The organism is Martinezella tropici, assembly GCF_003287875.1.
GTDB classification, from domain to species: domain Bacteria; phylum Pseudomonadota; class Alphaproteobacteria; order Rhizobiales; family Rhizobiaceae; genus Rhizobium; species Rhizobium tropici_C.
In genome coordinates this window covers 174,728-200,559 of sequence record NZ_QMKK01000025.1, presented here as the reverse complement: position 1 = coordinate 200,559, position 25,832 = coordinate 174,728, and the positions used below count along the sequence as shown (strand labels likewise).

The following is a 25,832-nucleotide window of genomic DNA, read 5'->3' as shown; positions in this document are numbered from 1 at the left end:
CCGATTTGATTACGGTGTCGGGTCTCTCGAGGCCCAGGCGCCGCTGCGGAGCTCAGCATGCCTGCAGAGAATATGAGGCTTTCGGGCCTCATACACAAGGGTCAAGCGATCCGGCGCAGGTTAAATCGATGTAATATCGAGCCGTTTTGCCGGCTTCCGGTTCATCTCCGCAACGAATCAGAGCTCGCGCAGAACAGGCGCCGCCTTCTGGCCCAGGATGCGCCAGGTGCCGATCAGGCCGATGCCGACGGTCAGCACCAGGGCGATGATCAGCGTCGAGAAGGCGACGTCGGGCAGGAAAGCCGACGGCAGGCGCATGATGCGGCTGACGATATACCAGGCGGATGCGGAGCCGGCGATCAGCGCGAAGATGGCGGTCGCCGCGCCGAGGATCAGATATTCGTAGCTGAAGGCGCGAATGAGTGTCGCGCGCGTCGCGCCGAGCGTCTTGAGGATGACCGCATCATGCGTGCGGGCGCGGTTGCCGGCGGCAAGCGCTCCCGCCAGCACGAGCACGGATGCGATGAGCGCGACGGAGGCGGCGGAACGGATCGCCGTCGCCAGCTGTCCCACGAGCGTGTTGACGACATCGAGTGCATCCTTTACGCGGACGCTTGTGATGGTCGGGTAGGTATTGGTGACTTTCCTCAGGATTGCGGCCTCCTGAGCGGAGGTGGCCGAAGCGTCGGTCAATGTTGCCAGCCACGCATGCGGGGCGCCCCTGAAGGTATTGGGCGAGAAGATCATCACGAAATTGATCGACAGCGATTGCCATTGAACCTTGCGGAAGCTGGCGATCTTGGCGGTGACGTTGCGGCCGAGGACATTGACGGTGACCTTGTCGCCGAGCTTCAGGCCGAGCGCCTTGCCTTCCTCTTCGGAAAAGGAGACCAGCGGTTCGCCGCTATAATCCTTGTCCCACCATTTGCCTTCCGTAACCGAGGCGTTTTCCGGCACGGTTTCGGCATAGGTGATGCCGCGGTCGCCGCGCAGCACCCATTGGCCTGCTGCCGGCACCTTCATCTTGGTGACATCCTCGCCGTTGAAGGCGACGATGCGGCCGCGCAGCATCGGCGCCTCGACGAGTTTGCCTTTCGGATCCTCGGCGAGCACGATCTTGCGGAAGCCCTCTAGCTCCGGCCCCTGAATGTCGACGAAGAAGAAGTTCGGCGCCTGTTCGCTCATGCGGCCCATCAGCTCGCGGCGCATATTGCCGTCGATCAGCGTCAGGGTGACGAGCAGCGCCAGGCCGAGGCCCAGCGACAGCACGACGGACGAGGTGAGAGCGCCTGGCCGGTGGATGTTGCCGATCGCCAGGCGCAAAGCGGGGGAGCGCACGCGCGGGCTGCGGCGGGCAAGCCAGGAGAGCAGGGCGGCAACGGCGCGCAGCACCACGAAAGCGCCGGCGATCGACACGACGAAGACGATCGCGATGAAGCGGTCATAGGCGGTAACGATCGCAAGGGCAGCAAGGGCTGCCATCAGGACACCGGCAGCCAGCAGATAAGGCCAGCCGGGCAGGCGGCGCGCTTCGAAACCCTGTTCGCGGAACAGCGCCGTTGCCGGCACTTCACGAGCGTGGCCGAGCGGCGGAATGGCGAAGGCCAGCGTCGTCAGCAGGCCGAAAAGGGCCGCCAGCGTCAATGCGCCGGGGTAAAGCCTCGGTGCGGTCGAAATCGGCAGGAATTCCGCCATGAATTGCGAAGCGATCATCGGCGCAATAGCGCCGAGGGCGAGGCCGATAACGATGCCGGCGAGCGCAATGACGGCAATCTGGATGAGATAGATCAGCACCACCACAAAGGCCGGCGCGCCCAGGCACTTGAAGGTGGCAATGGTCGTGCGCTTCGAATCGAGGAAGGCCCGCACGGCGTTGGCAACGCCGACGCCGCCGACGATGAGAGCGGCCAGGCCGACGAGCGTGAGGAATTGCGAGAAGCGGGTGACGTTGTCGGCAAGCTGAGGTGCGGCGCGGTCGCTGCTGCGGATCGACCAGCCGGCTTGCGGGAAGGCGGCATTGGCGCGGTCGGTGAGATTGCGAATGCCGGCTGCGGGGTTGTCCATGCGGATTCGGTAAGCCTGTTCGACGAGGCTGCCTGTCGTGATCAGGCCGGAGGCAATCAGGGCGTCGCGGCTCGTCATCACGCGAGGCGCAAAGCCGAAGCCTTCGGAGACCGCATCCGGTTCTCTCTCAACCGTGCCTGATATGCGAAGCTTGGCGTTACCCAGCAGCAGGGTATCGCCGATCTTGAGGTTCAGGCGTTCGAGCAGCAGGGGAGCGACGACGGCGCCGTAGGTGCCGTCCCTGGCGGCGAGCAGCGCTGCGAGCGGCTGGTCCGGCTCCGCCTCGAAGGTGCCGTAGAGCGGATAGGCATCGTCAACCGCCTTGACCTCGACCAGCGCCTGATCGGAGCCGTCGGGCAGGCGTGCCATGGAGCGCAGGCCGGTGGAGCGGGAGACTTTCCCCAAGCTTTGGAGATAGGCGAATTCTTCCGGCGTCGCCTCGCGGTTGCGCAGCTCGAACCGTGCATCCCCTGACAGCAGCGATTGCCCCTGCGTCGCGATAGCATCGGTGATCGAGCGGGATACGGAATTGACGGCGGCAATCGCGCCGGTGCCGAGTGCGATGCAGGCGAGGAAGATGTAGAAGCCGGCGAGCCCCCCGCGCAATTCGCGCAGGGCAAGGCGGAAGGCGAGCCTCAGGCGAAATCCCGCCCCGCTCATGCAATCGCCGCCTGGCCGGTGCGTGTGCGCGTACCGTCGTTCTCTATCTCGCCGGAGCGGACGCGGATCTGGCGCGAGCAGCGGGCGGCAAGTGCGGGATCATGGGTGACGAGCAGCATGGTCGTGCCGCGCTCGGCCTGCTGGGCGAAGAGCAGATCGGCGATCTGCCGGCCGGTGTCGGTGTCGAGATTGCCCGTGGGTTCGTCTGCGATCAGGACGGCTGGCGAGGGGGCAAGCGCGCGGGCGATCGCCACGCGCTGCTGTTCGCCGCCGGAAAGCTGGCCGGGATAGTGATTGAGCCGCTCACTAAGCCCGACAGCTTCCAGCTCGCGCCGGGCGATGTCGAAGGCATTGCGGATATTGGCAAGCTCCAGCGGCACGGCGACGTTTTCCAGCGCCGTCATATTGGCGATGAGATGGAAGGACTGGAAAACGATGCCGATATTGCGGCCGCGGAAATCGGCGATGCGGTCTTCGCTGAGGCTGTGCAGCGGCGTGTCGCGGATCAGTAGTTCGCCACTGTCGAGCTTTTCGAGACCGGCCAGCACCATCAGCAGGGTCGACTTGCCGGAGCCGGAGGGGCCGACGATGCCGACGGCCTCACCTTCTATGACCGTGAGATCGATGCTCTTCAGCACATGGACCGAGGCGGCGGCATTGCCGAGCGTCAAATCCGCCTTCTTCAGCTCGATGATGGTTTTTGCCAATGCGAACGCCCTATATATCAGAGAACATCAGAGACAATGGCGGGCGCGACTGGCCCGAGCAGCGAATTTAGGAAATGGATCATGGGTTTTAAAGTTGCTGCGCTTCACTTCGCTGTCATCACTTTCGGTCTTTTGTTTGGCGCGGCTGCTGCTGCAAACGCACGGACGATCCAGCTGGTCGGCTTCGGCGACAGCCTGATGGCGGGCTACCAGCTGCCATCAGGCGATGGCTTTCCCGCCAAACTGGAGGCCGCGCTGAAGGCCAAGGGGCTGGATCTTGCCGTCGCCGACGCCGGCGTCTCCGGCGATACGACCTCGGGCGGGCTTTCACGCATCGACTGGTCGGTGCCGGATGGGACCGATGGCGTCATTCTCGAGCTCGGCGCCAACGACGCGCTGCGCGGCATTCCGCCGGAGCAGACGGAAAAGAATCTCGAGATGATGATCGAGCGGTTGAAGGGCAGAAAAATTCCGATCTTTCTCGTCGGCATGCTGGCGCCGCCGAACATGGGGCCGGATTATGCCGATAAATTCAACCCGATCTACAAGCGTCTTGCCGACAAATATAAGCTTGCGCTCTATCCGTTCTTCCTCGATGGCGTCGCCACGCATGCGGATCTGCAGCTCGCCGATGGCATGCATCCGAACTCTAAGGGCGTGGATGTGATGGTCGAGCATATGTTGCCGGCTGTTATCAGTTTTGTAGGGACGATTGACGCAGGTGCGAAATAGGTGCTTGCACCGACTGCAAATGCGTGATTCCCTAGTTGTACCTGCAAGAGATTCGGGGAGTGCTCGTCATGCCGAGACTTTTTACCGCCCTCGAAATTCCGCGCAATGCGGCCATGAGCCTGTCATTGTTGCGCGGTGGTCTCCCGGGAGCCAGGTGGATCGACGTTGAAAATTATCACATCACTTTGCGCTTCATCGGCGATGTCGATGGCCGTACTGCGGATGAGATCGTCGACCGTCTGGACCGGATAGATCGGCCTGAATTCCAGCTTCGGCTGGAGGGCATCGGTTCCTTCGGCTCCAAGAAACCGCATTCGGTTTGGGCCGGGGTCTCGCAGACACCGGATATGTTCGCGCTGCAAGGCGAGATCGAGCGCATCTGCCAGCGTATCGGCCTGCAGCCGGACCCCCGCAAGTTCACGCCGCACGTGACGCTCGCCAGGCTGAAATCCTCACGGGTCGATGATGTCGTCCACTATCTCTCCGGTCGCGGCAACTTCTATACCGCGCCGTTCACGGTCGGGCGTTTCGTGCTTCTGTCCTCGCGCGAATCGGTTGGCGGCGGGCCCTATCTCACCGAAGAGATATTCCCGCTTCACGAGCCGCGCGGCACCTTCCCGGCCTTGGGCAACAGCATGCTGCAGCCCGCCAAGAGCATGGTGTAAACGGTCTCGAAATCCCCGCGATCGCCGTAGTAGGGATCGGGAATGTCTTGGTTGCTGCCGAGCGCCAGGGCATTGAAGAGATGCAGCTTGCCGAGCGCATCGGCGGATGCCGCCTTGCGCAAGTTCTTCAAATTGTCTTGATCCATTGCCAGGATCAGATCGAATCTGCCGAAATCGGCGGGTTCGATACGCCGGGCGCGCTGATCCGAGATATCGATTCCGTGATTGGCCGCAACGGCAATCGAACGCCGATCCGGACGCTCGCCCTGATGCCAGCCGCCGGTACCGGCCGAATCGACTTCGAACTCTGCCGTGCGGCCCGCCTCGCCTGCCAGATGTTTGAATATGCCTTCGGCAAGGGGCGACCGGCAGATATTGCCGGCGCAGACGAAAAGAATCCTGTGACGATCCATGTTATCGTTCAACCGCTGGAGCTTTTCAGCTTTTCTTCGAATGCGAAAACCCTCCATCCTTTTGTTTATACGCAATTCCGGACGGAAAACCGCTACGCACTTTTCCCGGAATTGCTTTAGAGAGGAGTGACTTGCCATGAAGTACGACAAGCTGGACCGCGCGGCAATCGAGGAAAATCTTGCGGAGCTCTCCGGCTGGGCGCTTGCGGATGACGGCCTTTCGATTTCGAAGACCTTCAAATTCCGAAATTTCGTCGAGGCCTTCGGCTTCATGACGGAAGCCGCCCTTGCCGCGGAAAAATTCAACCATCACCCGGAATGGTTCAACGTCTATTCCCGGGTCGAGGTGAAGCTGACGACGCACGACGTCGGTGGCCTGACCGACCATGACGTCAAGCTGGCAAAGGCGATGGAGAAGGCGGCTGCACGCCGGCTCGATTGAATCGCGGCAAGCGATCACCATATGTTTACCCGGCCCGGGCGACGGGCCTCGCTAGAGGTGAATGGAATGGATGACATCAAGTATGGGGAAATCCTGATGCCTGGTGATGAAGAGACCCAAAGGGAGCAGGAGAAATCGGTGCGCAGCAAATTCTGGCCGACCTTGCGGAAGGCAGCTCGCCATATTCCGTTTTCCCGCGACGTCGTGGCCGCCTTCTATTGTGCGTTCGACCCCCAGACGCCGACGCGTGTTCGCGGCATCCTCCTGGCAGCACTCGGCTATTTCGTCATGCCGGTCGATATCATCCCCGATTTCTTTGCCGTCATCGGCTTTTCCGACGATGTCGCGGTGCTGACGCTCGCTTTCAGCATGATCAGGGGGCATATCCGTCAGGAACATTACGACGCCGCCGACCGCGCGCTGGAGAACGAGCCGGAGTCTGTCAAGACTGCCTGATGCCTGTCTTAAAGAGCCGATCTGAATCCTCTCAGGTTTCCAGAGATTTATGAGACGCCCCTGATTTTAGCGAGGTCAAATTCTTGCCTGAATCTTTCTGTCTTAAATCGAACCTGCAGGGTGGTACTTCATCATCCGGGTTTTCCAATTCCTTCTGATGCGTTTCAAGCTTTACGCGATAACTGGATTGAAATGGCACGGGGCCGGTGGCGGCAGCGCTCCGTTGACGGTTTGGTAACCTGAATAAAGTCAAAATAAAGCAGCTCACGAGCACAGGCGTGCGTCAATCGAATCGCCATGCGCTCTGGATCGCAAGAAATCGGCAGGAAACCATGTTTGTAAAAAGCTTCGCAATCGCCCTCTCGCTCGTTCTGGCCGGAACCGGCATAGCGTCCGCGCAGACCAAGAAGCAGACGCAGACGCAGGCAGCGGCGCCAGCAGCGCCGGCGGCTCCGACGCGCATTCAGCAGTTCGACGCCTGGGGTGCCTATTCCTACCAGTCCGCCGGCGGCAAAGTCTGCTACGTCCTCTCCGTGCCGACTGCGAAGACGCCGGCAACGGGCATTGATCACGGCGACAATTTCTTCATCGTGTCGCAGCGTCCGGGCCAGAACATCTCGTATGAGCCGCAGGCGATGATGGGCTACTCGCTCAAGGAGAACTCCAAGGTCAACGTCGCCATCGACAACAAGACCTTCGTGATGTTCACCAAGGACAAGGCTGCCTGGGTCGAAAACGCAGCGCAAGAACCTGCTCTGGTCGCAGCGTTGAAGTCCGGCCATTCGCTGAAGGTTTCGGCGACCTCCAAGAAGGGCACGGCGACCTCCTACACCTATTCGCTGAAGGGCGTCAGCGCTGCGCTCAAGCAGATCGAAAACTGCAAGTAAGATCGAAGGCCGAGGCATCACGGAAACGTGATCGCCCAAACGCCACGACCGTAATGACAAGGCCGGTCAATTCGACCGGCCTTTTGCTTTTCAGGGAAAGGGATGACGCGAGCGGAAATTAATGCTAAAGGCCGCGCCAACGATAGGTGTCCGGCAGACAGCTTGTCCCGCCACCGCATGAATCTTCAGATTTCCGTGCCTTGCCCGCATCCGCAGCTATGGTCAGCTTTTGCGGCATCGCCGATGTGAACCGTTGGAACGATCCTATGTCCGCCACCGATGTCATAACCCCCTCCAGGCTCAAGCCGATGCCCGTGTCGCAGCCGGTCGAGCTTTCGCCGAAGCCGTCGCTGATCGGCATGACGCGTGAAGAGATGGGCGCCGCCCTCAAGGAAAAAGGCGTAGCCGACAAGCAGATCAAGATGCGCGTCAGCCAGCTCTGGAACTGGATCTATGTGCGCGGCGTCTCCGATTTCGATGCCATGGCCAATGTGTCGAAAGACATGCGCGAAATGCTGAAGACGCATTTCACCATCGCGCGTCCCGAAATCGTCGAGGAACAGGTCTCCAATGACGGCACCCGCAAATGGCTGCTCCGCTTCCCGCCGCGTGGCGCCGGGCGTCCCGTCGAGGTCGAGAGCGTCTATATTCCGGAAGAAGGGCGCGGCACGCTCTGCATTTCCAGCCAGGTCGGCTGTTCGCTCACCTGTTCCTTCTGTCATACCGGCACGCAGCGGCTGGTGCGCAATCTGACGGCGGAAGAGATCCTGTCGCAATTGCTTCTGGCGCGCGATCGTTTGGGAGATTTCCCGGACCGCGAAGCGCCGCAGGGCACGATCATGCCCGCCGAGGGCCGTAAGGTCAGCAATATCGTGATGATGGGCATGGGCGAGCCGCTTTATAATTTCGACAGCGTCAAGACGGCGTTGCTCATCGCCTCCGACGGCGACGGCCTGTCGCTCTCCAAGCGCCGCATCACGCTTTCGACCTCTGGCGTCGTGCCGGAAATCTACCGCACCGGCGACGAGATCGGCGTCATGCTGGCGATCTCGCTGCATGCCGTGCGGGACGATCTGCGCGACATGCTGGTGCCGATCAACAAGAAGTATCCGCTGAAGGAGCTGATGGATGCCTGCCGCGCCTATCCTGGCCTGTCGAATGCGCGCCGCATCACCTTCGAATATGTGATGCTGAAGGGCGTCAACGACAGCCTCGAAGACGCCAAGGGGCTGATCCAGCTTCTGAAGGGCATTCCGGCCAAGATCAACCTGATCCCCTTCAATCCCTGGCCAGGCACGAACTATCAGTGTTCCGATTGGGAGCAGATCGAGAAGTTTGCCGATTTCATCAATTCGGCCGGTTATGCCTCTCCGATCCGCACGCCGCGCGGGCGTGACATTCTTGCCGCCTGCGGTCAGCTGAAATCGGAGTCGGAGCGCATGCGCAAGACGGAGCGGTTGGCTTTCGAAGCAATGATGATCGCCAACCACGGCGAGGATTGAGATTGATGCTTCTTGGACTGCGCAAGCCGATACGGCTCTTATGGGGCTATCTCGCCGCTTGCGTTCTGATGGGCTTCGTGCTGGCCTGCGCTGCCGTATGGACAGTGCCGGAGACTGCGGCGCCCGAGCTTTTCGTTCTGACCGTCGGGTTGACGAAGGTCGCCATGATCGTCAGCATCCTGCCGTCCCTGGTCGTGATCCCCATCCTCGAATGGCGGCGGGTCCGTCGCTGGTACGGCTATGCGATCTACGGGGCCAGTCTGTCTGCCGTGGCTTCCACCCTGATTTCCGGCGGCATTGAACGACCGCAGACCCTCAATCTGATCACCATTGCGGTCTGCTTCGCATTCCTGGGCATGGCCAGCGCCACCGTCTATTGGTGGATTGCCGGCCGGTTTGCCGGCCGTTGCACCATACTCAACGAGCCTGAGTGAAGAAGATCTTCACCGCGAAGATTGAGAAGACTCCGGCGAAGGCATAGTCGAGGCCGCGCATCACGCCGCGGTTCCTCTGCAGCCACGACGACAGGCCATCGGCGGCAAGGACGACGAGCATGTTTACCGGCATGCCGATGACGATGAAGAAGAAGCCGAGGAAGAGCAGCTTGTGCGTGACGGCCGGATCGCCCGCCGTGACGAACTGCGGCAGGAAGGTCATGAAGAAGATGATGACCTTCGGGTTCAGCAGATTGACCCAGAAGCCGGTTGAAATGTTGGCAAGCGGCGTGCCCCTGATGGCATCGACCTTTTTGACCGACAGGCTTGAGCCGAAGCGGATTGCCTGGATCGCCAGCCAAAGCAGATAGGCAGCGCCACCGGTCTTGAGCATGGTGAAGGCAAGCGGGGAGGCTGTTATCAGCGCCGAAATGCCGAAGGCCACCAGGCAGGTGTGGACGATGACGCCGAGGCTGGTGCCAAGTACGACGAAGAGCGCCGGCTTCTTGCCCTGTGCCAGTGCCCGGCTGATCGACAGCGTCATGTCGGGACCTGGGGTCATGGCCAGCAACAGGCTCGCTGCCGCAAAGGCAAGGAGGGTCGGCAGGCTCGGTATGAAATCCATGAAAGTCGCTCCGCAAGCCGGATTAAAGCATGTCGCGCAAAAGTGTGTAGCGGTTTTGCAGAACGACATGCACAAAATTAACGACCTAAAGCACAGGAAGCGAATCTGAAAGATCGCGACGTGCTTTAGGGTCTGCCCGTTGTTATCCGGCTTTCGGTTGATTGCAAATCAATCCTTCTTTTCGAGGAAGGCCTTGAATTGATCGGCATAGTCGGGGTGCCAGCGCGATAGCGGCGGCCGGTTCTCGACGATATCGCCGGCGGCCCAGAGCATGCGACGTTCGTCGACCGGCCGGGCCACGTCGTTATCGGGGCAGAGAATATAGAAGTCGCCGCGCTTCAGGCTTTCCACCATGAACTCGACAGTCTGCTCCGGCGTCCAGGCTCCGGCAGGCTTTTCCCTTCGATCACCTTTGGTCAGACCGGTGAAGACGAAGCCGGGGATGAGGAGGTGGGCCGAAATCTTGGCGCCTTCCGTATTGCGCAGTTCGTGCTGCAGCGCCTCGGTGAAGACCTTCACGCCGGCCTTCGAGACATTGTAGGCAGGATTGCCGGGAGGGGTGGTGATGCCCTGTTTCGAGCCGGTGTTGATGATGACACCCGGTTCGCCATGCGCCAGCATACCGGGTCCAAAGGTGCGTGTGCCGTTGATGACGCCGAGCAGATTGACGCTAAGGATGGCGTCCCAGCCGGCCTGGCCGCTGAAGATCGAGGTGTCCGGGCCGATGCCGGCATTGTTCATCAACACATGTACGCGGCCGAAACGCTGCAGGACAGCGCGCTCCAGCGCTTCCAGCGCGTCTTTGCTGGCGACATCGGTCTCGATGGCCATGACATGCTCTTCGCCGGTGATTGCCTTGAGTTCAGCGCTAGCGTCGGCCAGCCGTTCGCCCGCGAGGTCGGCGATAACGACGCTCATGCCCAGCGAGGCGAAATATTTCGCCGCGGCAAAACCGATGCCGGATGCACCTCCGGTGATGACGGCAACATTGGATTTCTTGAAAATGGTTTGAATATCGGTCACGAGCGGCGCCCTCCTCAGGCATTGTTCGGTCGCCGCCGAATATGGTACTTTCGGCAATCAAGTCAAACCGCTGGAGGTCGCGCCCGTGACAAAACATATGTCCGTAGAGATCGACGAGCAGATGGACGCCTTTATCGGCGAGCAGATCAGCCACGGCAATTACGATTCGCCAAGCGAGGTCATCGATGCTGCGCTGAAATTGCTGCGCAGCCGGGCGGAAATAGAAGCGATTGCGGCGGCGATCGCCGAAGGCGAAGCCTCGGGCGAGCCGGAGGAGTTTGACGGTGAAGCGTTTCTGACCGAGCTGCACCGCAAACATGTCCGTTAAAGGCCGATCCTATAAGCTCTTGCCGAAAGCACGACAGGATTTGGAAGCTATTTGGCGATATACATTTGAGGCTTGGTCTCTTCAGCAGGCAAATACTTATTATAAAGAGCTGATTGGTTGTTTTCCGGAACTGGCAGCTGGGACCGCACGTGGTCGCAAGGTCAGCGGCATCAAACGAGATTATCTTGCTCTCGCCTCCGGCTATAAGGATAGCGCCCAAACGGTCACGATCATCCGCATCCTGCATCGGCGGATGAACATCGGCGCTCATCTCTGATGCCGTCCTGAGAGGTCCCGCCGCGCTTCCCCTTGCGCCGCACGATAATCTCGCTAAAAGTTCCGCGATACAGCTTTGCGGGCCTTTTCTCTGGTCCGCCTTGAAACGGAACTCATCATGGCATCACATAAAGACGTGAAGAAAGTCGTTCTCGCCTATTCCGGCGGTCTCGACACCTCGATTATCCTGAAGTGGCTGCAGACGGAGCTCGGCGCCGAAGTCGTCACCTTTACCGCCGATCTCGGCCAGGGCGAAGAGCTGGAGCCGGCGCGCAAGAAGGCTGAAATGCTCGGCATCAAGGAAATCTATATCGAGGACGTGCGCGAGGAATTCGTGCGCGATTTCGTCTTCCCGATGTTCCGCGCCAATGCCGTTTACGAAGGCGTCTACCTGCTCGGCACCTCGATCGCCCGTCCGCTGATCTCCAAGCACCTCATCGATATCGCCAGGAAAACCGGTGCCGACGCCATCGCGCATGGCGCGACCGGCAAGGGCAACGACCAGGTTCGTTTCGAGCTTTCGGCCTATGCGTTGAACCCGGATATCAAGATCATCGCCCCCTGGCGCGACTGGTCGTTCAAGAGCCGTACCGACCTCCTCGAATTCGCCGAGAAGCACCAGATTCCGGTTGCCAAGGACAAGAAGGGCGAAGCGCCGTTCTCCGTCGATGCCAACCTGCTGCACTCCTCTTCCGAAGGCAAGGTTCTGGAAGATCCGTCGCAGGAGGCGCCTGAGTATGTGCATATGCGCACGATCTCGCCAGAAGCTGCTCCCGATAAGGCCACGGTCATCAAGATCGGCTTCGAAAAGGGTGATGCAGTTTCGATCAATGGCGAGCGTCTGAGCCCGGCAACGCTGCTTGCGAAGTTGAACGAGTATGGCCGCGACAACGGCATCGGCCGTCTCGACCTCGTCGAGAACCGCTTCGTCGGCATGAAGTCGCGCGGCGTCTACGAAACGCCCGGCGGTACGATCCTGCTCGCAGCCCATCGCGCCATCGAGTCCATCACGCTTGATCGCGGCGCCGCACATCTCAAGGACGAGCTGATGCCGCGCTATGCCGAGCTGATCTATTACGGCTTCTGGTTTTCGCCGGAGCGCGAAATGTTGCAGGCACTGATCGACAAGAGCCAGGAGCACGTCGAAGGCGAAGTGACGCTGAAGCTCTACAAGGGCAATGTCATGGTCATCGGCCGCGAAAGCCCGAAGTCGCTCTATTCCGACAAGCTGGTCACCTTCGAGGACGATCAGGGCGCCTACGACCAGAAGGATGCCGCCGGCTTCATCAAGCTGAACGCGCTGCGCCTGCGCACGCTCGCCAAGCGCAACCTGTCGAAATAATCGACATTTCCAGATGCTGAAGGGCCCGCTTCCGGTCGCCGGAGGCGGGCTTTCTTATGTGGAAAGTGGCGGCCGGAGTTAATCGACCGGCCTCAATTCACGTTCGACTTCGGCAGGTGCTTCGGCTTTCTGCAGATTGCTGCGGAAGGCGCAGAGTGCGTCATGCAGCTGAACTTGAAGGTCTTTGTCGAAGCCTTGCGTCGCGTTGCGTTCAACTTCGCAGATTTCCCTGTCAATCTGCTTCAATTTGGCGTCGGCGGATTCCGAAAGCACGATCCGCTTGGCGCGGCGATCGAGCGGGTCGGGTTGGCGTTCGATCAAGCCGCGCGCCTGCAGCTTGTCCAGAAAGGCGCTGACCGTCATCGGCTCCAGCCCCATCCGGGAGGCGATGTCGAGCTGGCGGCTGCCGTTGATGGCAGCCACCTGCATCAGCGTCCGCGCTTCGCCCGCCGTCAGTCCGAGCCCCGCGACAAGAATACGTCGCTCGAAGGCCGCCCTGATCAGTCGGGCGCAGTCGGTCACAAGAAAGGCAAGTGAATCCGTATTAATCCTGCTGCTCATAAGCGCTTCCCTACCTACGCTCTTTAATTTTTAGGCCCCACAACGTTCTTATTGATTTCGTTCTATGAACACAACGACTTCTGTCCGAAAACGCGCTGCTGCTTGACCGGGTTCAGCAGATTGCTACTCTCGCGCGATTAACAGCGGGAACACTCATCATGACGCAATCGCTTGTTGTCGGCGCCTTTCTGGCCGCGCTTTTCTACGTCCTTATTCCCGGTCCCGCATTCCTGGCGCTGCTCGGCATTGGCGCCGGCCAGGGTCGCAAGGCGGGTGCATTCTTCGTCAGCGGCCATCTGCTTGGTGATCTCGTCTGGTCGACGCTCGCATTGGTCGCCATCGTCGGTGCCAAGACCATCGGCACCTTCGTCTTCGATCTGCTCGGTTTGCTGTGCGGCTTCTATCTCGCCTGGATCGGCTGGAGCGCCGTGACCGCCAAGCCGAAGGGTGACGGCAAGGCACTCGTCAATGTTAACCGCCCGTTCCGTCGCGGCCTGATCTTCGGCGTTACCAATCCCAAGGGATATCCCGTGGCCCTGGCGACTTTCACGGCTCTTGTCGCGGGTTCCGCCGGCGCATTGACCTTCAGCGCGCTGCCGTTGCTGCTCGCCGTTTCCCTTGCGGGTTTCATCACTGCCGATCTTATCCTGATCAGCATCATCGGCGCCAGCGCTGTCCGGCGTTTCTATCGCGCACATGAGCGGCTGATCGTGCGCTGCTCGGGCGTGCTCTTCATGGGCTTTGCGGCACAGGCGCTCTGGCATGCCACGCCCGGCCTGCTTGGCTGGCGCAAGGCCTGACCATCCTCGTTCAATTTGTTCGCTCCCCCGCCATACCAATTCGGCGGGAGCAGCCTTATATCGTGCTTCGATCAGATGCTGTCGAAAGGATGCCTTGCATGTCTTCTCTTGCCGCCGTCAATCCTGCGCTCACCGAATGGACCGGACATCAGGGGCTGCCGCGTTTCGATGCGGTGAAGGATACGGATTTTGCCGCTGCCTTCGATGCGGCGCTCGCCTCGCATGAGGCGGAGATCGATGCGATTGCCGGCAATAGCGAGGCGCCGACCTTCGCCAATACCGTGATCGCGCTCGAAATCGCCGGCGATGAACTCTCGCGCATTTCCGCGCTCTTCTGGAACAAGGCGGGTGCGCACACGAACGAGATCATCCAGGCACTCGAGCGCGAGATCGCGCCGAAGATGGCGCGGCATTATTCGAAGATCGGCACGAATGCGGCGCTCTTTGCCCGTCTCGACGCTCTGTGGGAGGGCCGCGAAGCGCTCGGGCTGACGCTTGAAGAGACCCGCGTTCTGGAGCGGCACTGGAAAGGCTTCGTCAAGTCGGGCGCAAAGCTGCCGAAGGCGGAGCAGGAGCGGCTTTCTGCGATCAATGAGACGCTTGCGGGCCTCGGCGCGCAGTTCGGCCAGAACGTGCTGGCGGATGAGAAGAACTGGGCGCTGCTGCTGTCTGAGGAGGCCGATCTTGCAGGTCTTCCCGACTATCTGCGCGATGCCATGGCGGCGGCGGCCCGCGAACGCGGCGACGAAGGCAAATATGCCGTCACGCTGTCGCGCTCGATCATCGAACCGTTTCTCGCCTCGTCCGAGCGCCGCGATCTGCGCGAACAAGCCTTCAACGCCTGGGTGGCGCGCGGCGCCAATGGCGGCGAGACCGACAACCGCGAGATCGTCCGCAAGACGCTGGCGCTGCGGGCAGAGAAGGCAAAGCTGCTCGGCTATGCCAATTTCGCCGAACTCAAGCTCGACAATACCATGGCGAAGACGCCGGATGCGGTGAACGATCTTCTGATGACCGTGTGGACGAAAGCGGCCGCGCGTGCAGCGGAAGAGGAAAGGGATATTGCGGCGCTGATTGCCGAGGAAGGCCGCAATCACGAGGTCATGCCCTGGGACTGGCGGCACTATGCCGAGAAGATCCGGACGCGGAAGTTCGATTTCTCCGAAACCGAATTGAAGCCCTATCTGCAGCTCGAAAAGGTCATCGCCGCCTGCTTCGATGTCGCCGGCCGCCTCTTCGGCATCAAGGCTGTCGAGCAGAAGGGCATTCCCGCCTATCATCCCGACGTCCGCGTCTTCGAGATCTGTGACCGTTCCGACAAGCTCGTCGCCCTGTTCCTCGGCGACTATTTCGCGCGCAGCTCGAAGCGCTCCGGCGCCTGGATGAGCTCGTTCCAGTCCCAGCACAAGCTGCCGCTGAAGAACGGTAAGGTCGGTGAACTGCCGATCATCTATAATGTCTGCAACTTCGCCAAGCCGGCGGAAGGGAAGCCGGCGCTCTTGTCGCTCGACGATGCGCGGACGCTGTTTCACGAATTCGGCCATGCGCTGCACGGAATGCTTTCCAACGTCACCTATCCCTCGGTATCGGGCACCGGCGTCTCGCGCGATTTCGTCGAACTGCCGTCGCAGCTCTACGAGCACTGGCTGACGGTACCCGCCATCCTCAAGGAATATGCCGTCCACTACGAGACCGGCGCGCCGATCCCGCAGGCGCTGCTCGACAAGGTTCTGGCGGCCCGCACCTTCAATGCCGGTTTCAACACGGTCGAGTTCACCTCCTCGGCTCTGGTCGACATGGCCTTCCATACGCGCGGCGCCGTCGAGGATCCTATGGCGGTACAAGCGCAGGTGCTTGCGGAGATCGGCATGCCGAAATCCATCGTGATGCGCCATGCGACGCCGCACTTCCAGCATGTGTTTTCCGGCGACGGCTATTCGGCCGGCTATTATTCCTACATGTGGTCGGAGGTGCTCGATGCCGATGCCTTCGCCGCCTTCGAGGAAACCGGCGATGCCTTCAATTCCGACATGGCCGGAAAATTGAAGGCCAACATCTACTCCGTCGGCGGCTCGATCGATCCGGAAGATGCCTACAAGGCCTTCCGCGGCAAGCTGCCGAGTGCAGATGCGATGCTGAAGAAGAAGGGGCTGGCGGCCTGATTCCCCACCTTCGGTGTGTGACAAGATCGGTCGCGGAAGGTCCACTTTCGCGACTGAGTTGATCTTTCCCGGTCAATCAAGGCTTGCGCGAAAGCAGATCTAACAACTCGGTGAGCTGATCGGCTTGGGCGTCGTCCAGCTTATCGCCCACGTGGCACTGGAGCGCCGCAGCATAGACGCTCCATATGCGGCTGCGCATGGCACTCCCTGCCTCGGTGATAACCACCCAGCGGCCTCGGCCGTCCTCGGAAAATATTTCGCGATGAACAAGACCGGCCTTTTCCATCCGGTCGAGAAGGCGGGAGAGATTATGCTGTGCGAGCAGCGTGCGCTCCTCGATCTCATAGGGCCGTAACTTCCCTTCCGCGGCCTGCGTCAGCTCCCACAGCACGTCGTACCAGCCGAGTGGCGGCAGGCCGGCTGCCTTCAAATCCTGTTCGATCGCCGCAAGCACGATTTGCTGGGTGCGCATGAGGCGCACCCATGCTCGCGTCACCGCGGCGGAGGGTTTTGAAGGGGCGGCATCTGAATCATCGGACATGGATGCAATTACATCTATATTGACGGCTGCGGCAAGTCCGAATATAGATGCAATTACATCTATCTGAACTGAGCCTCTGGGAGATTTGATCATGTCCGACGGAAAGCTGATCCTCGTCAGCCACTATCTCTGCCCCTACGTCCAGCGGGCAGCCATCACGCTCGCTGAAAAGGCCGTGCCATTCGAGATCCGCTATGTCGACCTGTCGGCAAAGCCCGACTGGTTTCTTGCCATTTCTCCGCTCGGCAAGGTGCCCCTCCTGATCGTGCGGCAGGGTGACGGATCAGAAACGGTATTGTTCGAAAGCGCTGTGATCTGCGAATATCTCGAGGAAACCCAATCCGGCGCTCGGCTCCACCCGGCCGATCCGCTCGCGCGTGCCCGCCATCGCGGCTGGATGGAATTCGGCTCTTCCATCCTTTCGGACTTGTGGGGGTTCGAGACCGCGAAGGACGAGGGGACCTATGAGGCCAAGCGCAGAGCGCTGATCGATAAATTTGCTCGTGTCGAGGCGGAATTGAGAAACGGTCCCTTTTTTGCCGGAGAGGCGTTCAGCCTGGTCGATGCAGTTTTTGCGCCGATCTTCCGTTACTTCGATGTGTTCGACACCATCACATCGACCGGCGTTTTCGACGGCCTACCGCGTGTCAAGACATGGCGCACAGAGCTGGCATCGCGGCAAAGCGTGCGAGATGCGGTGACGCAGGACTACCCCGAGCGCCTCAAGGCCTTCCTGGTGAATCATGATGCGTGGTTGCTGAAGCAGGCTGCCTGAGGAGGGCACAAAAATCCCGGCTAAGGCGTAGCATGCAGTTTGTTTTGGCGGCATGGGTCAGCGGAGGCTTTGCCGTCGGCCAACGCGAGATCGATGTATTCTTGGGGCGCAAGGGCAAGCTTTCAGCCCCTTTCTTGCCTCCCCCCTTTCGCATTCGCGAAAAAAAGGCTATGAGCGCGCCAAATGCAATTGGCGTGTTATTGAAACACTGCGCCCCAGCCTCAGAGATTAAGACATATGGCACTTCGCAACATCGCGATCATCGCGCACGTTGACCATGGGAAAACCACCCTCGTCGACGAGCTCTTGAAGCAGTCCGGCTCGTTCCGCGAGAACCAGCGCGTTGCCGAGCGCGTCATGGACTCCAACGATCTGGAAAAGGAGCGCGGGATCACCATTCTTGCCAAGGCGACCTCGGTCGTCTGGAAGGACACCCGCATCAATATCGTCGACACCCCCGGCCACGCCGACTTCGGCGGTGAAGTCGAGCGCATTCTCTCGATGGTGGACGGCGCGATCGTTCTCGTCGACGCCGCCGAAGGCCCGATGCCGCAGACCAAGTTCGTCGTCGGCAAGGCGCTCAAGGTCGGCCTGCGCCCGATCGTTGCGATCAACAAGATCGACCGTCCGGACGCCCGCGCAGACGAAGTCATCAACGAAGTCTTCGATCTCTTCGCCAATCTCGACGCGACCGACGAGCAGCTCGATTTCCCGATCCTCTACGGTTCCGGCCGTAACGGCTGGATGAACTATTCGCCTGACGGCCCGAAGGAAGAGGGCCTCGGCCCGCTTCTCGATCTCGTTGTCAAGCACGTTCCCGAGCCGACCGTTGGCGAAGGCCCGTTCCGCATGATCGGTACGATCCTGGAAGCCAACCCCTTCCTCGGCCGCATCATCACCGGCCGCATCCACTCCGGCTCGATCAAGCCGAACCAGGCTGTCAAGGTTCTGGGTGCAGACGGCAACCTCATCGAAACCGGCCGTATCTCCAAGATCCTCGCCTTCCGCGGCATCGAGCGTCAGCCGATCGAAGAAGCGCAGGCAGGCGACATCGTCGCCATCGCCGGCCTTTCCAAGGGCACGGTTGCCGACACCTTTTGCGACCCGCAGGTCAGTGAGCCGCTGGTCGCACAGCCGATCGACCCGCCGACCGTCACCATGTCCTTCATCGTCAACGACAGCCCCTATGCGGGCACCGAAGGCGACAAGGTCACCTCGCGCGTCATCCGCGACCGCCTCTTCAAGGAAGCCGAAGGCAACGTCGCGCTGAAGATCGAGGAAGCCGAAGGCAAGGATTCGTTCTATGTCTCCGGCCGTGGCGAATTGCAGCTCGCGGTTCTCATCGAAACCATGCGCCGCGAAGGCTTCGAGCTTGCCGTCTCGCGTCCGCGCGTCGTCATGCACAAGGATGAGAGCGGTCAGCTGCTCGAGCCGATCGAAGAAGTCGTCATCGACGTCGATGAAGAGCATTCAGGCATCGTCGTGCAGAAGATGTCCGAGCGTAAGGCTGAAATGTCCGAGCTGCGTCCTTCGGGCGGCAATCGCGTCCGTCTGGTGTTCCTGGCGCCGACGCGCGGCCTCATCGGCTATCAGTCGGAACTTCTGACCGACACGCGCGGCACGGCCGTCATGAACCGTCTGTTCCATGACTACCAGCCGTACAAGGGCGAAATCGGCGGCCGTGTGAACGGCGTGCTGCTCGCCAACGAAGCCGGCGAAGCCGTGGCCTACGCCCTGTTCAACCTGGAAGACCGCGGCCCGATGATCATCGACGCCGGCGAGAAGGTCTATGCCGGCATGATCATCGGCATCCACTCGCGCGACAACGATCTCGAAGTCAACGTGCTGAAGGGCAAGAAGCTCACCAACATCCGCGCCGCCGGCAAGGACGAAGCCGTGAAGCTGACGCCGCCGATCCGCATGACGCTGGACCGCGCTCTATCCTGGATCCAGGACGACGAGCTGGTGGAAGTGACGCCGAAGTCGATCCGGCTCCGCAAGATGTATCTCGATCCGAACGAGCGCAAGCGTTACGAGAAGGCACGCCTCGCCTGATAGGCTGTTTCGCTTCGAGCCATTCGACCCCGGCCATTGTGCCGGGGTTTTTATTTGCATGTTCGGTTTTTGAGCCCTTGTCCTAAAGGTTAAAAAGTCGTTAATTTTTGTCGATGATCCACGGATAAAGCCTGTGGGCAAGTTCGCCATCTTTATGAATGAGGATGGTTAATTCGCGTAGGTAAGACCAGAGTAGACGTTATGAAGACGTTGTCGATCGATGTTCGGCGGGCAGAACCCCATGATGCCCGAGCCATTTCGGAGGTGCACCGCCAATCGTGGCAGTACACCTATGCCGGCATCATTCCGCATCGCGCCCTCGGGCAAATGATCGAGCGTCGCGGCGAAAACTGGTGGCGCAAGGCGACCAGCGGTCCGGCGACGCTGCTGGTTCTGGATGTCGCCGGCGAGATCGCGGGCTATGCCACGCTCGGCCTCAACCGTGCCCGCGCGCTGCCGCAGGAAGGCGAAATTTACGAACTCTATCTTCGCCCGCAATATCAGGGACTTGGCCTCGGGCGCATGTTGTTCGGCGAAGCGCGCCGGCTGTTGAAGTCGCTCGGCTGCAAGGGTCTTGTCGTCTGGTGCCTTGAAGAAAACGAGAATGCCTACCGCTTCTATCGCGGGCAGGGCGGTGCGGATTTCTGTGAGGGCATCGAGACATTCGATCACAGGCAGCTTCGCAAGATCGGTTTCGTCTGGCCCTGAGCGGCGTTGTAGCGCATCGATTCCGATTTAAGGAATCATGCAGTAAATCCGCCTCTTTCCCGATGTGTTGTTGCGTTGCGGCATGAATCCTATTATTTGGCTGGCGGCAACCATCCTTATCTAGGGGACAAGTATGCGTATCGACGCGATTTCCATTGGCAAGAACCCGCCCGAAGACGTCAACGTCATCGTTGAAGTGCCGGTCGGCGGTCATCCGATCAAGTATGAAATGGACAAGGAGGCCGGCACGCTGGTCGTTGACCGTTTCCTCTACACGCCGATGACCTATCCGGGCAATTACGGCTTCGTTCCGCACACGCTCTCCGAAGACGGCGACCCGATCGACGTGCTGATCGCCAGCACGCGTCCGCTGGTTCCTGGCTGCGTCATCAATGTCCGCCCGATCGGCGTGCTGAAGATGGAAGACAATTCCGGCAAGGACGAGAAGATCATCGCCGTTCCCTCGCCGAAGCTGACGCTGCGTTACGAGAAGGTCAAGGAATATACCGATCTGCCGGAGATCACGGTGAAGCAGATCGAGCATTTCTTCGAGCACTACAAGGATCTCGAGCCCGGCAAGTGGGTCAAGATTTTTGGCTGGGGCGGCTCCAAGGAAGCCGGTGAGCTCATCGTCGAAGCCATCGCCCGCGCCAAGAAGGCAAAGGCCTGATCAGGCCTCTACCAAAGCTCCAAGCTTCTTCATCAAATCCTCCGGTTCGCCCTCGATCCGGAGGATTTTTTTGCGCGCCGTGTCGCCGCTGACCAGGCTAAGCGAAGATTTGGGAATGCTGAGGCTCTTGGCAAGCAGCACGATCAGCGCCTTGTTGGCCTTGCCCTTTTCAGGTGCTGCCGAGACGCGCGCCTTCAAATAGCATTCGCCGTCGCTGCCGGCTTCCAGCCCATCGATCGCATCACGCCCGCCATTGGGCGTGAGCCGCACGGAAAGCCTGACATGATCCGGAAAGGCCTGCCAGGGCTTGTTCACCGCAGGAACAACGGGACGATCGAATTCCACATCAGCGAGCGGATGAAGAAGATGATCAGCAGCAGGATGACCGGCGAGATGTCGATGCCGCCGAGATCCGGCAGGATGCGGCGGATCGGGCGCAGGGCTGGCTCGGTGACTGCATAGAGGAAGTTGCCGACGGAATTGACGAACTGGTTGCTCGAATTGATGACGTTGAACGCATAGAGCCAGGAAAAGATAGCGCTGGCGATCAGCACCCAGGTATAAAGATTCAAAGCCAGATCAATGGTTTGAAATAAGGCGAGCATGTCCGTCTCCAAATTCGCGGTTGACAGACATGTAGACATTGGCGACTAAACGGGCAAGTCCCATGCTCCGAAGCATGTTGAATCATGTTTAAAAGGCGGATGAAGGCGTTTACGCTGGTCTTCGCGTCGGGAAAGTCTCGTCCCATGTCATTTGCCGCCAGCGGCGACCGGTTTGCCGCCTTCAGGCACATTGCCTATACTTATTTCTTCTTTGCGCGGTTTCTGACGGCCTTCGCCACGCAGGTCGTCAGTGTCTCCGTTGGCTGGCAGATGTATGAGCACACCGGCCAACCGATCTATCTCGGTCTGATCGGCCTCGTTCAGTTCCTGCCGTCGCTGCTGCTGATCCTGGTGACGGGCACGGCTGCGGACCGCTACAACAGGCGGCGGATTTCCGCGATCTGCATTTTCGTCGGCACCCTCTGTGCGGCTGCCCTGCTGTTCCTGACCGTATCGGGCACCTTCGCGCCGCTGCCGGTCTTTCTGATCCTCACGGTCTTCGGCATAGAACGCGCCTTCATGACGCCGGCCATGCAGTCGCTGGCGCCCAATCTGATCCCGCCCGAAGACCTGACGAATGCCATCACCTGGAACTCGATGTCATGGGATGCGGCCGCCATCCTCGGTCCTGTTGCCGGCGGCCTGCTTTATGGCATCGGGGCCAATGTCGCCTATACCGTAGCCGTGCTTTTCTTTGCGGCCGGTTCGGTGCTGACCTTCCTGATCCCGAAGCCGCAGCAGCGCACCGCGCATGAGCGGCGCAGCCTGAACGAGATGCTCGCCGGCTTCCGCTTCATCTGGTCGGAGAAAGTGGTGCTCGGTGCGATCTCGCTTGATCTTTTCGCCGTGCTGCTCGGCGGCGCCGTCGCGCTGATGCCCATCTATGCGCGCGATATCCTGACGCTCGGGCCGTGGGGTCTCGGCATGCTGCGCGCGGCGCCAAGCTTCGGCGCGATCGCCATGGGCCTTTTCCTGGCAACCTATCCGATCCGCAATCGCGCCGGTATCTGCATGTTTGCCGGCGTTGCCATGTTCGGCGTGGGTACGCTGATCTTCGGCATCTCGCATACGCCATGGCTGTCGATAACGGCTCTCGCCGTCATGGGTGCATCCGACCTGATCTCCGTCTATGTGCGCGAAACGCTGATTACGCTCTGGACGCCGGATCATGTCCGTGGCCGCGTCAATGCCGTCAACATGGTGTTCGTGGGTGCGTCGAACGAGCTCGGCGAATTCCGCGCCGGCACCATGGCGCATTATTTCGGCGCGATCCCAGCCGTGGTGATTGGCGGGCTCGGTACGCTGACGGTCGCCATCCTCTGGGCCACGGGTTTCCCGCAGCTCCGCCGGATCGATAGCCTCAATGCGCCCGACCGCGAGAGCGAGCCGCAGCCGGTTTGAGCTGCTGCGATCGGCTCACCGAAATTTTCGATGATGTCGAGCGAGCATTTTTGTCAGGCGAAGGCCCTTAGGCGGCCATTGCCTGCTTGCCGTCGAAGACGAGATCGAGGAATTCCGACAGCCAGGTCTTGAGAGCTGCGTCAAAGATCATGCGGCCTTCGAGATGCTCGCGGCCCTGCTGGGCGTTCGGCATGCAGAAGCGATGTTCGCCGTGCACGACCCAGCGCTGCATCATGGCGCGGGTGAGCTCCGCATGGAATTGCAGGCCCCAGGCATTGGCGCCATAGCGATAGGCCTGGTTGGGATAGGTCTCGCCCGTCGCCAGCAGGTCGGCGCCGTGCGGCAGCTCGAAGCCTTCGCGGTGGAAATGATAGACCATCTGCGGCCAGTGCATCAGCAGCCGGCCCTTTTCCGTCGGCTGCAGGGCATACCAGCCGATCTCGGTCTTGCCGTCGTCGCGGGCCTTGACCTTGGCGCCGAGATGGCGGGCGAGCAGCTGCGCGCCAAGGCAGATGCCGAGATAGGGCCGGTTTTCCTTAAGGGGAACCTTCAGCCAGTCGGTCTCGGTCCTGATGAACTCGTCCGGGTCGTTGGCGCTCATCGGGCCGCCGAAGACCACGGCGCCGGCATGGGCCTCAAGTGTCGGAGGCAGCGGATCGCCGAGGGCCGGACGGCGGATATCGAGATCGAAGCCTTTTTGCAGCAGCATCTGGCCCACGCGGCCGGGGCTGGAGCGCTCCTGATGCAGGACGATCAATATCGCGCGGCCGGTGTTCCTCGGCGCTTCAATCATCATTGCCTGTCTCCACCCTGGAACCGGGTGCGCGTGCGGCTGCTTCCTGGCGCTTCATGATGCGCTCGCGGTCGGAAATGCCCATGAGGTCGGCGATGCGCCAGATCGCATGGTCTTCCATCTCGCTGCGCTCGCCATCGGCATAGACGATATCCCAGAGGATGCCGAGCAATTCCAGCCGCTGGGTACCGTCGAGATGACGCTTCAGATCCGAGGTGAAGCGATAGTAATCAACCGCCTCGCTTTCGGCTTCCTCACCGGCGGCGATCAGCGCATCAAGCTGGCGGCCATCGAGACCATATTGGTCCTTCAGGAGCTTGCGCAGCCTTTTCTTCTCGCTGTTCTCGATCTTGCCGTCCGCCTCCATCACCTGGATACAGAGCGCCGCCACCGCGACACGTGGGTCGTCGGGTGCAAAGCCGGATCTGGGATGGTCTTGGGTCAGGTTATGAAGAAATTCCTGAAAGCGTTCGAACATGCGTTTCCATTCTCAAAGCAGGCCGAGCAGGGTGCTTGGGTCACCATGCCCCATCTTTTTGCATTCACGCAATTCCGGACGCAAAACCGCTGCGCGATTTTGCCGGAATTGCCTTAAAACAGCTTGAGCCGTGTCTTGGGTTCCGGTTCAGGCTTGTGATCCTTGACGCCCGGATCGTCCGGCGCACCGCCGAAGAAAGGCCGAGGTTCCTCGTCCTGCTGCGCCGGTTTCGGCGCTGCCCCGGGTGCGCTCGGCGCGGCCTTCACCACGGCGGGCTCCAATTCCATGACATAAGTATCGCGCGCCGGCGATGCAACTTTCGGTGAACTTGGCCTCGCCGCCGAGGTTGCGGAGGCGGCCTCGCGCACCGGCGGCAGCGACTTCAGCGCCGCATCGACCGAAACGGCCGAACCCTCTTCCACGGGACCTTCGATCTGGCCGAAGGGTGCCTTCCACTCGAACGCATCGAGACGGCCGGTGACCGGAGACAGCGGCAGCCACTTGTCCGAGACGAAACCGTCGGCGACCCAGGCCGGATCGCGCGGCGCGCGCAATGCCTGTGCCATCCAGTGGCGGACGCGGCCCTGATCGCCGGTTTCGGCCTCTTCGATGTCGGCAAGAAGCAGGAAGGCGCCTTCGCGCGCATCGATCCGCGCGGCGGCTTCGGCCTTGGCGCGGGCCTTTGCGAAACCGCCGGCGTCCATCGCCGCCTTTGCGGTCAGCAGCAGCGCCTCGACATTGTTGGGGCGGATCGCTTCCAGCCGTTCGGCGCGCTTCAGGCGATCGGTCACGGAATCGCCGCTGCGGGCTCGTACATAGGCCCTGCCGATCTCGGGGTGCGGATGCGCCTTCCAGACCTGCTCAAGGATGGAGGCGGCCTTGCGCACCTTGTCTTCGCGGAAGAGCGCCTTGGCAGCGATCAACGCTGCGGGCACGAAATCGTCCACGAGCTTCAGTGCCGCCAGCGCATCGTCGCGCGCGCCGGCGGGATCGCTCTCCAGCCTGTCGTCGGCGCGTGCCGTCAGCAGCACGGCGCGTTGACGATTGGCCGTGGTCTTGTCGACGACATGGGCAACCTTCTGCTGGTCGAGCAGCTTGATGGCGTCATCCCAGCGGCCGGCCTGGCTGCGATATTCCAGCGTCGCCTGAGCCGCCCAGGGCAGGTAGGGCGCCTGGTCGGCCGCCTTCTCGGCATATTGCCGCGCTGCTTCATGTGCGCCGAGGCGCTTGGCTTCGAGATAGAGGCCGCGCAGGCCGAGTTCGCGCGTTTCGGGATCATTGGCCATCTGCTCGAACTTCTGACGGGCCTCGTCATGCTTACCTTCAATCAAGGCGGCCTGGGCCTCAAGCAGGTTGATGAGCGGCTCCTGATCGGCGCGGATAAGGCCGCGCGTGCGAGCCGCCATCTTGCGGGCGAGCAGAGAATTGCCGGCGCCGGCTGCAATCAGACCCGTCGACAGCGCCTGATAGCCGCGATCGCGCTTGCGGGCGCGGAAATAGCGGGTGATGGAATGCGGCGAGGTCCAGATCAGCCGCACGAACCACCAGAGGATCATGACGGCCGCGACGAGCGTAATCAGGATTGCGGCGGCGACGATCAGCTTCGTCTGGTAAAGCTGGCCTTCCCAGACCAGTGAGAGATCGCCGGGACGATCCGCGAGCCAGGAGAAACCATAGCCGAGGGCCAGGACAAGAATAGCGAAGATAAGCAGTCTGATCATTGCTAT

General features: G+C 60.8%; 29 protein-coding genes. 17 read left to right on the top strand and 12 right to left on the bottom strand.

The window, feature by feature from the left end; translation table 11 throughout:
* Positions 1-177 precede the first annotated feature (177 nt).
* The gene (locus DQ393_RS09015) at positions 178-2,724 is read right to left on the bottom strand and encodes an ABC transporter permease (protein WP_112341406.1); all 2,547 of its coding nucleotides are present in this window, start codon (positions 2,722-2,724) and stop codon (positions 178-180) included.
* Positions 2,721-3,431 (bottom strand): ABC transporter ATP-binding protein, encoded by a 711-nt coding sequence (locus DQ393_RS09010; protein ID WP_112341405.1) that lies wholly within the window; start codon positions 3,429-3,431, stop codon positions 2,721-2,723. Before DQ393_RS09010 ends, DQ393_RS09015 begins: the two co-directional genes overlap by 4 nt.
* An 81-nt stretch (positions 3,432-3,512) precedes the next feature.
* Here DQ393_RS09010 and DQ393_RS09005 point away from each other — a divergent pair, with 81 nt between their 5' ends.
* Together DQ393_RS09005 and thpR are read left to right on the top strand one after the other, a co-directional pair.
* A complete protein-coding gene (locus DQ393_RS09005) occupies positions 3,513-4,163 on the top strand; it encodes an arylesterase (RefSeq protein ID WP_112341404.1) in 651 nt (216 codons plus the stop codon).
* Positions 4,164-4,231: 68 nt separating this feature from the next.
* A complete protein-coding gene (thpR, locus tag DQ393_RS09000; protein WP_112341403.1) occupies positions 4,232-4,828 on the top strand; it encodes an RNA 2',3'-cyclic phosphodiesterase in 597 nt (198 codons plus the stop codon).
* On the opposite strand, the gene DQ393_RS08995 is transcribed toward thpR, so the two are convergent.
* Positions 4,759-5,241 (bottom strand): low molecular weight protein-tyrosine-phosphatase, encoded by a 483-nt coding sequence (locus tag DQ393_RS08995; protein WP_112341402.1) that lies wholly within the window; start codon positions 5,239-5,241, stop codon positions 4,759-4,761. The genes thpR and DQ393_RS08995 overlap by 70 nt on opposite strands.
* A gap of 136 nt (positions 5,242-5,377) precedes the next feature.
* Between DQ393_RS08995 and DQ393_RS08990 the strand changes: the two genes are divergently transcribed.
* The 5 genes from DQ393_RS08990 (at position 5,378) to DQ393_RS08970 (ending at position 8,962) form a co-directional block, all read left to right on the top strand.
* Positions 5,378-5,683, top strand: coding sequence for a 4a-hydroxytetrahydrobiopterin dehydratase (locus DQ393_RS08990; RefSeq protein ID WP_112341401.1), 306 nt, complete (start codon positions 5,378-5,380; stop codon positions 5,681-5,683).
* A gap of 66 nt (positions 5,684-5,749) precedes the next feature.
* A complete protein-coding gene (locus DQ393_RS08985; RefSeq protein WP_112341400.1) occupies positions 5,750-6,139 on the top strand; it encodes a YkvA family protein in 390 nt (129 codons plus the stop codon).
* A 332-nt stretch (positions 6,140-6,471) separates the two neighbouring features.
* The gene (locus tag DQ393_RS08980; RefSeq protein WP_112341399.1) at positions 6,472-7,026 is read left to right on the top strand and encodes an invasion associated locus B family protein; all 555 of its coding nucleotides are present in this window, start codon (positions 6,472-6,474) and stop codon (positions 7,024-7,026) included.
* A gap of 266 nt (positions 7,027-7,292) precedes the next feature.
* Entirely contained in the window at positions 7,293-8,528 is a 1,236-nt protein-coding gene (gene rlmN, locus DQ393_RS08975) for a 23S rRNA (adenine(2503)-C(2))-methyltransferase RlmN (protein WP_112341398.1), read from the top strand.
* 5 nt (positions 8,529-8,533) lie between these two features.
* Entirely contained in the window at positions 8,534-8,962 is a 429-nt protein-coding gene (locus tag DQ393_RS08970) for a hypothetical protein (RefSeq protein ID WP_112341397.1), read from the top strand.
* Here DQ393_RS08970 and DQ393_RS08965 read toward each other — a convergent pair.
* Together DQ393_RS08965 and DQ393_RS08960 are read right to left on the bottom strand one after the other, a co-directional pair.
* A complete protein-coding gene (locus DQ393_RS08965) occupies positions 8,946-9,587 on the bottom strand; it encodes a LysE family translocator (protein ID WP_112341396.1) in 642 nt (213 codons plus the stop codon). The two genes, DQ393_RS08970 and DQ393_RS08965, sit on opposite strands and share 17 nt — an antisense overlap.
* A gap of 168 nt (positions 9,588-9,755) precedes the next feature.
* Positions 9,756-10,610, bottom strand: a complete 855-nt coding sequence (locus DQ393_RS08960) for an SDR family NAD(P)-dependent oxidoreductase (protein WP_112341395.1) — start codon at positions 10,608-10,610, stop codon at positions 9,756-9,758.
* 85 nt (positions 10,611-10,695) lie between these two features.
* Between DQ393_RS08960 and DQ393_RS08955 the strand changes: the two genes are divergently transcribed.
* The 3 genes from DQ393_RS08955 (at position 10,696) to DQ393_RS08945 (ending at position 12,556) form a co-directional block, all read left to right on the top strand.
* The gene (locus tag DQ393_RS08955) at positions 10,696-10,938 is read left to right on the top strand and encodes a type II toxin-antitoxin system ParD family antitoxin (RefSeq protein WP_112341394.1); all 243 of its coding nucleotides are present in this window, start codon (positions 10,696-10,698) and stop codon (positions 10,936-10,938) included.
* Positions 10,928-11,215 (top strand): type II toxin-antitoxin system RelE/ParE family toxin, encoded by a 288-nt coding sequence (locus DQ393_RS08950; protein ID WP_112341393.1) that lies wholly within the window; start codon positions 10,928-10,930, stop codon positions 11,213-11,215. The genes DQ393_RS08955 and DQ393_RS08950 overlap by 11 nt, the downstream gene beginning before the upstream one ends.
* 117 nt (positions 11,216-11,332) lie before the next feature.
* The gene (locus tag DQ393_RS08945; protein ID WP_112341720.1) at positions 11,333-12,556 is read left to right on the top strand and encodes an argininosuccinate synthase; all 1,224 of its coding nucleotides are present in this window, start codon (positions 11,333-11,335) and stop codon (positions 12,554-12,556) included.
* Positions 12,557-12,634: 78 nt separating this feature from the next.
* Here the strand turns inward: DQ393_RS08945 and DQ393_RS08940 are convergent, their stop codons facing one another.
* Positions 12,635-13,117, bottom strand: coding sequence for a MarR family winged helix-turn-helix transcriptional regulator (locus DQ393_RS08940; protein ID WP_112341392.1), 483 nt, complete (start codon positions 13,115-13,117; stop codon positions 12,635-12,637).
* Positions 13,118-13,275: 158 nt separating this feature from the next.
* Between DQ393_RS08940 and DQ393_RS08935 the strand changes: the two genes are divergently transcribed.
* Both DQ393_RS08935 and DQ393_RS08930 read left to right on the top strand, forming a co-directional pair.
* Positions 13,276-13,917 carry a LysE family translocator gene (locus DQ393_RS08935; RefSeq protein ID WP_112341391.1) on the top strand — a complete coding sequence of 214 codons (642 nt, stop codon included), beginning with the start codon at positions 13,276-13,278 and terminating at the stop codon, positions 13,915-13,917.
* 98 nt (positions 13,918-14,015) lie between these two features.
* Positions 14,016-16,079: a M3 family metallopeptidase gene (locus tag DQ393_RS08930; protein ID WP_112341390.1), complete on the top strand. Its 2,064-nt coding sequence runs from the start codon at positions 14,016-14,018 to the stop codon at positions 16,077-16,079.
* A 76-nt stretch (positions 16,080-16,155) separates the two neighbouring features.
* Here the strand turns inward: DQ393_RS08930 and DQ393_RS08925 are convergent, their stop codons facing one another.
* Positions 16,156-16,620, bottom strand: a complete 465-nt coding sequence (locus tag DQ393_RS08925; RefSeq protein ID WP_112341389.1) for a MarR family winged helix-turn-helix transcriptional regulator — start codon at positions 16,618-16,620, stop codon at positions 16,156-16,158.
* 91 nt (positions 16,621-16,711) lie between these two features.
* Between DQ393_RS08925 and DQ393_RS08920 the strand changes: the two genes are divergently transcribed.
* The 4 genes from DQ393_RS08920 to ppa all read left to right on the top strand — a co-directional run bounded on the left by DQ393_RS08920 (position 16,712) and on the right by ppa (position 20,828).
* Complete coding sequence (locus tag DQ393_RS08920; RefSeq protein WP_112341388.1) at positions 16,712-17,395, top strand: glutathione S-transferase family protein; 684 nt, start codon at positions 16,712-16,714, stop codon at positions 17,393-17,395.
* A 237-nt stretch (positions 17,396-17,632) separates the two neighbouring features.
* Positions 17,633-19,450, top strand: coding sequence for a translational GTPase TypA (gene typA, locus DQ393_RS08915; RefSeq protein WP_112341387.1), 1,818 nt, complete (start codon positions 17,633-17,635; stop codon positions 19,448-19,450).
* Between the two features lie 201 nt (positions 19,451-19,651).
* Positions 19,652-20,158 (top strand): GNAT family N-acetyltransferase, encoded by a 507-nt coding sequence (locus tag DQ393_RS08910; protein ID WP_112341386.1) that lies wholly within the window; start codon positions 19,652-19,654, stop codon positions 20,156-20,158.
* 133 nt (positions 20,159-20,291) lie between these two features.
* Entirely contained in the window at positions 20,292-20,828 is a 537-nt protein-coding gene (gene ppa / locus DQ393_RS08905) for an inorganic diphosphatase (RefSeq protein WP_112341385.1), read from the top strand.
* Here ppa and DQ393_RS08900 read toward each other — a convergent pair whose 3' ends face one another.
* Positions 20,829-21,143, bottom strand: a complete 315-nt coding sequence (locus tag DQ393_RS08900) for a DUF167 domain-containing protein (RefSeq protein WP_112341384.1) — start codon at positions 21,141-21,143, stop codon at positions 20,829-20,831. It abuts the gene before it with no gap.
* Positions 21,140-21,433 (bottom strand): YggT family protein, encoded by a 294-nt coding sequence (locus DQ393_RS08895; protein ID WP_112341383.1) that lies wholly within the window; start codon positions 21,431-21,433, stop codon positions 21,140-21,142. The genes DQ393_RS08900 and DQ393_RS08895 overlap by 4 nt, the downstream gene beginning before the upstream one ends.
* A 144-nt stretch (positions 21,434-21,577) precedes the next feature.
* On the opposite strand from DQ393_RS08895, the gene DQ393_RS08890 reads away from it, so the two are divergent.
* Entirely contained in the window at positions 21,578-22,834 is a 1,257-nt protein-coding gene (locus tag DQ393_RS08890) for an MFS transporter (RefSeq protein WP_112341382.1), read from the top strand.
* 67 nt (positions 22,835-22,901) lie between these two features.
* Here DQ393_RS08890 and DQ393_RS08885 read toward each other — a convergent pair whose 3' ends face one another.
* The 3 genes from DQ393_RS08885 to DQ393_RS08875 form a co-directional block, all read right to left on the bottom strand.
* On the bottom strand, positions 22,902-23,627 hold the full coding sequence (locus tag DQ393_RS08885; protein WP_112341719.1) for a glutamine amidotransferase: 726 nt from the start codon (positions 23,625-23,627) through the stop codon (positions 22,902-22,904).
* Positions 23,620-24,105 carry a TerB family tellurite resistance protein gene (locus DQ393_RS08880; protein ID WP_112341381.1) on the bottom strand — a complete coding sequence of 162 codons (486 nt, stop codon included), beginning with the start codon at positions 24,103-24,105 and terminating at the stop codon, positions 23,620-23,622. The genes DQ393_RS08885 and DQ393_RS08880 overlap by 8 nt, the downstream gene beginning before the upstream one ends.
* A 113-nt stretch (positions 24,106-24,218) precedes the next feature.
* Complete coding sequence (locus DQ393_RS08875) at positions 24,219-25,826, bottom strand: heme biosynthesis protein HemY (RefSeq protein WP_112341380.1); 1,608 nt, start codon at positions 25,824-25,826, stop codon at positions 24,219-24,221.
* Positions 25,827-25,832 lie beyond the last annotated feature (6 nt).